Source organism: Flavobacterium sp. GP15, from assembly GCF_014281985.1.
GTDB classification, from domain to species: domain Bacteria; phylum Bacteroidota; class Bacteroidia; order Flavobacteriales; family Flavobacteriaceae; genus Flavobacterium; species Flavobacterium pygoscelis.
In genome coordinates this window covers 70,268-76,515 of record NZ_JACFTC010000010.1, presented here as the reverse complement: position 1 = coordinate 76,515, position 6,248 = coordinate 70,268, and the positions used below count along the sequence as shown (strand labels likewise).

Below are 6,248 nucleotides of genomic sequence, written 5' to 3'. Positions count from 1 at the left end.
TATTTTTAATTAAAAGTATTGTGGGATCAATCTCAAAAGTTGGGTATTATCCGAAAATATTAGATTATGGATCAATACAAATTGTTATGGGAAATATTAAAATCTAGATATTTGTGATTTCAAATTCTACCAAATGCAAGATTTCTATAGCAAACTAATCAAGTTAATATTAACCGAAATCATTGTTGACTATTTTGTGTTAATATGTTTTAAAAAGCAAGAAGAGACACTAAGGCTCATAACGATAGTAAAAAGTATGCATAGATATTCGTTAGATTAAAAAGGAAAAACGCTATGTTCCTCAAACCTCTAAATTAAGATCTAAAAGGTTTTACCTATTATATTAATGTATTTATTGTTGCTTGTATAGTTAATTTAATTTGAGTTTTCAATATTTTTTATTTAGAAGGAATATCAAAACGATATATTGCTTCTACTTTTAAAAAAGCAGAACTATTTAAATTTGTATTTAACTTTATTCGATTATCTCCAATTTTTATTGGTGTTATTGATAGATCAATTTTATCACCTTCGGTATAAACATCATATTTATTAGTTGAAAAGCCAAATTTTAGTCGAAGCAGAAGGTTATTATACAATGAATTATTCTGTATGTATGATGAAGATTCAAGAGTTCGATTTTCGGTGTAAGTTGTTTTTTTATTTTCCTCATGTATCTTATATGTTTCTGAAACTCCTTTGTAGTCAATACCTAATTTTGTTTTACTTGAAATTTTATAATTCATATCAAAAAGCCCCGGTAGTAAAGCACTAATTTCAAAATTAGAACTAGGACTAATGTAATATATTCCTACCAATGGCGTAATATAGAAACCATAGGCTTCATTACCTGCATATACCCCAAATTTATAATTTAATCTCTTATTTTTTTTATAAGTCCACAATGCAATTCCACCAGCATAAATATCTTTAAAACTTAGTTTTTTATAATCTGATGAAACTACAGGTAGTAGTATGTATGTACCATTCCAGTTATCTGAATGCTGACTTGTTATACCTAATTTAATACGATTATAAAATAATTTAGTATTGTCAGTATTAGTGAATAATTGTAATTCCTTGATACTAAAATCAAATCCAGTAATAAGTGCTGTTTTTTGGTTAAGTACAATTGGTAAAGTTAATTTAGCATCAAAAATGCTAATATTCGACGTATCTAAAGTATTTTTAAAAGAAGTTTTTTCAGTCTTCGAATAACTGACACTTAATACATCTACATATTCTTGAGCTTTAGTTAGTAGAGGAATAAATAAAAAGAGTAAAATAAGTGTTTTTCGCATTATATAAATATAACTGTTTTTATAATATGTTTTTTTTAATTTACCGTTAATGTATTCATTATTAGTATTTATAATTTGAGTTTTATATTAAAATATTTTTCTTGATAATTTATATTTGATTATAATTCTTTTTTAAAATTAGTATACTAATTTTCAATTGTTTTTTTTGAATTTATAGTTTTGAAATTTACTTTCTATTCGCAATTAATTAAATTCTTACAATACATTATTTTAAAAAAAATATTAATAATAAGTAAGACTAATTTTTAGATTTTTATCAAGTTAATAATTCATTAAATTAAGAGTCTTATAGTAGTGTCTAAAGTTTGATTGGATTTTAAATTGTATTTTTGTTTAAATTAAAAATTATAATATGAAAAAAATTATTTTCTTTTTGGTATTTATTTTATCGGTTAGTTCGCAAGCTCAACAACGACCAAAATTAGTTGTTGGAATAGTGGTAGATCAGATGAAAATGGAGTATTTATATCGCTTTTCTGATGATTTTTCGCCAAATGGTTTTAAAAGATTAATCAATAATGGTTACGTTTTTCAAAACATGCATTATAATTATATGCCTACTTACACTGCACCAGGACATGCTTCAATCTATACAGGGGCAACTCCTTCAACGCATGGAATTGTAGGTAATGAGTGGTTTAGTCGTACTCTGGGAAAACAGATGTATTGTACAGATGATGCTAGTGTCGCTACAATAGGTGATGGTACAAAAGAAGAAGGTGAAATGTCTCCTAAAAATCTACAAGCAACTACTATAACTGATGAACTTAAAATGGCAACTAATTTTAAAGGAAAAGTTATTGGAATAAGTATGAAAGACAGAGGAGCTATATTGCCAGCTGGACATTTTGCTGATTGGGCATTTTGGTTCAGTAAAACAGGAGCTTTTATTTCTAGTTCTTTTTATGGAAAAGAATTACCTAGCTGGGTAACTAAATTTAATTCTGAAAAAAGATTTATGCCTTATATAAATAAAGGTTGGGATTTGTATAAGTCTGTAGCTACATACAATGAAAGTATGGTAGATAATAATCCTTATGAAGGGAAACTTTATAAAAGTGAAACTCCAACAATGCCATACAATCTTAAAGATATGTATGATAAAAATGGTGCAGGAGTTATCCGTTCAACTCCTTTTGGGAATGATTTATTAGCCGAATTTGCTAAGGAAGCTATTGCAAAAGAAGAATTAGGTAAAGATAATATTACAGACTTTTTAGCAGTAAGTTTTTCTAGTACTGATTATGTAGGTCATTTATTAGGACCACGTTCGATGGAACTACAAGACACTTATTTACGTTTGGACCAAACAATTGCTGATTTTTTAACTTATTTAGACAAAACAGTGGGTAAGGATAATTATTTACTTTTCTTGACTGCGGATCATGCTGGTGCTGAAAATGTTAATTATTTGAAAGATAATAAATATGCGGTAGATTATATAAATCCGAAAGACATTCGTAAAAGTCTTTCTGACTTCTCTACAAAAACTTTTGGCACGGATCTAATTCTTAATTATTCCAATTTTAATTTGTTCTTTAATAAAGAAATTATTAAGTCAAAAGGATTAGAATTGAGCAAAGTAAAACAAGCTTTTAAAGATTTTCTAATGACACAAGACTATATGAAACGTGTTTATACAGAGGAAGAGATTTTAGCTTCAACAGGTGCTGATTATTATTTAAATTTTATCACTAAAGGATATGATACTACTCAAAATGGTGATTTAGTTTTATTGCAAAAACCAGGTTATTCAGAGCACGGAGCATTGGGAACTTCACATGGTACTCCTTATTCCTATGATACACATGTGCCAGCTATTTTTTACGGATGGAATATTAAACAAGGTGAATCTTATTCTAAGAAAGAAATTACATCAATAGCGCCAACAATAGCTCAAAAGATTAAAATTACTTTCCCTAATGGAACAGAATCTCATGTATTAGAAGAGGTTTTAAACAAATAATTACTTTAAAAAAAAAGCTGTATCATTTGATGCAGCTTTTTTTTATTGTTGTATTTTTTATTTTCTTTAGAAAAAAAACGGCTCTATATTAAATGTAGTGCCGTTTTATATTGTAAATTAAATTTATACTTTGGTAACAGTTGTTGGTAATGGTATTTGATTTTTTAATAAATCTTCAAAAGTTTCATGAGCTCTGATTAAATGTCCTTCACCATTCATCCATAAAACTTCTGCAGGTTTGTAACGAGAATTATAATTGGAAGCCATTGAGAAACAATAGGCTCCTGCATTCCTAAAACTTAAAATATCACCTTCTTTAATTTCTGAAATTCTTCTGTTGTTGGCAAAAGTGTCGGTTTCACAAATATATCCAACCACAGAATAGAAGCGTTCTTTTCCTTTGGGATGTGAAATGTTTTCAATGTGATGTTGTGAACCGTATAACATAGGTCTTATTAAATGATTGAAGCCACTGTCAATACCAGCGAAAACCGTAGATGTAGTTTGTTTTACCACATTCACTTTTGCTAAAAAATAGCCTGCTTCACTCACTAAAAATTTTCCAGGTTCAAATATTAGTGTTAATTCTTTTCCATATTCTACACAAAAAGCATTGAATCTTTTAGATAATTTTTTACCTAACTCTTCTATATCTGTCTCTATATCATCTTTTTTATAGGGTACTTTAAAGCCGCTTCCGAAATCAAGAAATTCAAGATTTTTGAAGTTTTTAGCAGCATCAAATAAGATTTCAGCAGCATACAAAAATACTTCAATGTCAAGAATATCTGAACCAGTATGCATGTGTATCCCCACAATATTCATCTTTGTATTTTCGACAATACGAACTAAATGAGGTAATTGATGAACAGAAATACCAAATTTACTATCAATGTGACCAACAGATATATTGGCATTTCCTCCTGCCATTACATGCGGATTTATTCTAATGCAAACGGGAACATTTGGATATTTTGTTCCAAATTGTTCTAGTATAGATAAGTTGTCAATATTAATTTGGACACCCATTGCATTAACTTCTTCAATTTCTTCTAAAGAAACACCATTTGGAGTGTAAAATATTTTATCTGGTTCATAACCCGCATGAAGTCCTAACATCACTTCTTGAATAGACACAGTATCAAGCCCTGACCCCATTTCCCTTAATAGTTGAAGAATAGCAACGTTTGAAAGTGCTTTCATTGCGTAATTAATACGTAACTTATTTACCTTAGAGAAAGCTTTTGATAATCTGTTGTATTGTGATTTTATTTTTTCGGCATCATAAACGTATAATGGACTGCCAAATTGTTCAGCTAATTGAAGTAAATCTTTTGATTGCATGATTATTAATTTTTAGCAAATTTATTGTTCTTTCTTTAGCTCTCCAACTTAATTAGTAGTTTCTAACAAATTATAACATAAAGTTATAAATTAAACAATTTTCTAATTTTTTAATAAATCATTTTATCATACAATTCAGTAAAAATAAAATAGTAATTAATTTATAAAGTTGGTAAATCGCCATTTCCTTTGGTTGGTAGGTTTGTATATCCCATTAAATACTTGTCGACTTCTCTGGCTGCTTCACGACCTTCAGTTATTGCCCAAACAATTAATGATTGTCCACGACGCATATCACCAGCGGTAAAAATATTAGGTATATTTGTTTGATAATTAGTTGCTTTATAATTACTTCTTAAATCAGCTTCTAAGCCTAATTGATCGCTTAACGTTTTTTCAGGACCTGTAAATCCTAAAGCTAATAACACTAAATCACAAGGCCAAATTTTCTCAGAACCTTCTTTTTCAATTAATTCGGGCCTTTGTCCGGGAGTCATTTTCCATGCAACTTCAACAGTTTTTAAGCCAACTAACTCTCCTTTTTCATTCGAAATAAACTCTTTTGTGTTGATTAGCCAGTTTCTATCGCAACCTTCTTCATGCGAAGAAGATGTTTTTAATTGCAAAGGCCAAAATGGCCAAGGTGTAGATTCACTTCTTCCAATTGGAGGTTTTGGTAAAATCTCAAAATTAGTAACCGATTTTGCTACATGTCTGTTTGAAGTTCCTACACAATCGGAACCAGTATCTCCACCACCTATAACAATGACATCTTTGCCAGTTGCCATTACTTGATTTTCAATTTTTTCTCCGTACAATGCTTTGGTTTGTTGGGTCAAGAAATCCATTGCTTGCACAACTCCTTTACTTTCAATTCCTTTTGTTGGTAAACTTCTTCTTTCTGTTGCTCCTCCGCATAATACAATAGAGTCAAAAGAATTTAATTCTTCAACACTATAATTTATACCAACGTTTACATTGGTTTTAAAAATAATTCCTTCGGCTTCCAAAATGGCGACGCGTCTGTCAATAATTCCTTTTTCTAATTTAAAATTTGGAATTCCGTAACGCAATAAACCGCCAATTGCATTGTCTCTTTCAAAAACTGTTACAGTGTGTCCAGCACGATTTAATTGTTGTGCAGCCGCTAATCCAGCAGGACCAGAACCTATAACAGCAATAGTTTTTCCTGTTCTTATTTTAGGAATTTGCGGTTTTATCCATCCTTCGGCAAAACCGCGTTCGATAATATTTTTCTCAATATTCTCAATTGCTACAGGTTCGCTGATAATTCCTAAAACACAAGATTTCTCGCATGGAGCAGGGCATAAGCGACCGGTAAATTCTGGAAAATTATTGGTCGATTGCAAAATCTCTAATGCGCTTTGCCATTCTTCTTGATGCACCATATCATTAAAATCAGGAATCAAATTTCCCAACGGACAAGCGCTGTGACAAAAAGGAATCCCACAATCCATACATCGAGAACCTTGTTCCTTCATCTTGTCTTTTTCTAAAGGAATTGTAAATTCCAGGTAATTTGAGACACGTTTTTCGACAACTATATTGTTTTCGTCCGTTCTATTATATTCTTTAAATCCTCCTATCTTTCCCAT

Annotated in this window: 4 protein-coding genes; 1 reads left to right on the top strand and 3 read right to left on the bottom strand. The window is 30.0% G+C overall.

Going from position 1 to position 6,248, the window contains the following annotated elements; translation table 11 throughout:
* Positions 1-398: 398 nt before the first annotated feature.
* On the bottom strand, positions 399-1,301 hold the full coding sequence (locus H2650_RS15280) for a DUF6268 family outer membrane beta-barrel protein (protein ID WP_223151124.1): 903 nt from the start codon (positions 1,299-1,301) through the stop codon (positions 399-401).
* A gap of 373 nt (positions 1,302-1,674) precedes the next feature.
* On the opposite strand from H2650_RS15280, the gene pafA reads away from it, so the two are divergent.
* Positions 1,675-3,288, top strand: coding sequence for an alkaline phosphatase PafA (gene pafA, locus H2650_RS15275; RefSeq protein ID WP_188051692.1), 1,614 nt, complete (start codon positions 1,675-1,677; stop codon positions 3,286-3,288).
* Positions 3,289-3,411: 123 nt separating this feature from the next.
* Here the strand turns inward: pafA and lysA are convergent, their stop codons facing one another.
* Both lysA and H2650_RS15265 read right to left on the bottom strand, forming a co-directional pair.
* On the bottom strand, positions 3,412-4,632 hold the full coding sequence (gene lysA, locus H2650_RS15270) for a diaminopimelate decarboxylase (RefSeq protein ID WP_188051691.1): 1,221 nt from the start codon (positions 4,630-4,632) through the stop codon (positions 3,412-3,414).
* Positions 4,633-4,793: 161 nt separating this feature from the next.
* On the bottom strand, positions 4,794-6,248 hold the full coding sequence (locus H2650_RS15265; protein ID WP_188051690.1) for a glutamate synthase subunit beta: 1,455 nt from the start codon (positions 6,246-6,248) through the stop codon (positions 4,794-4,796).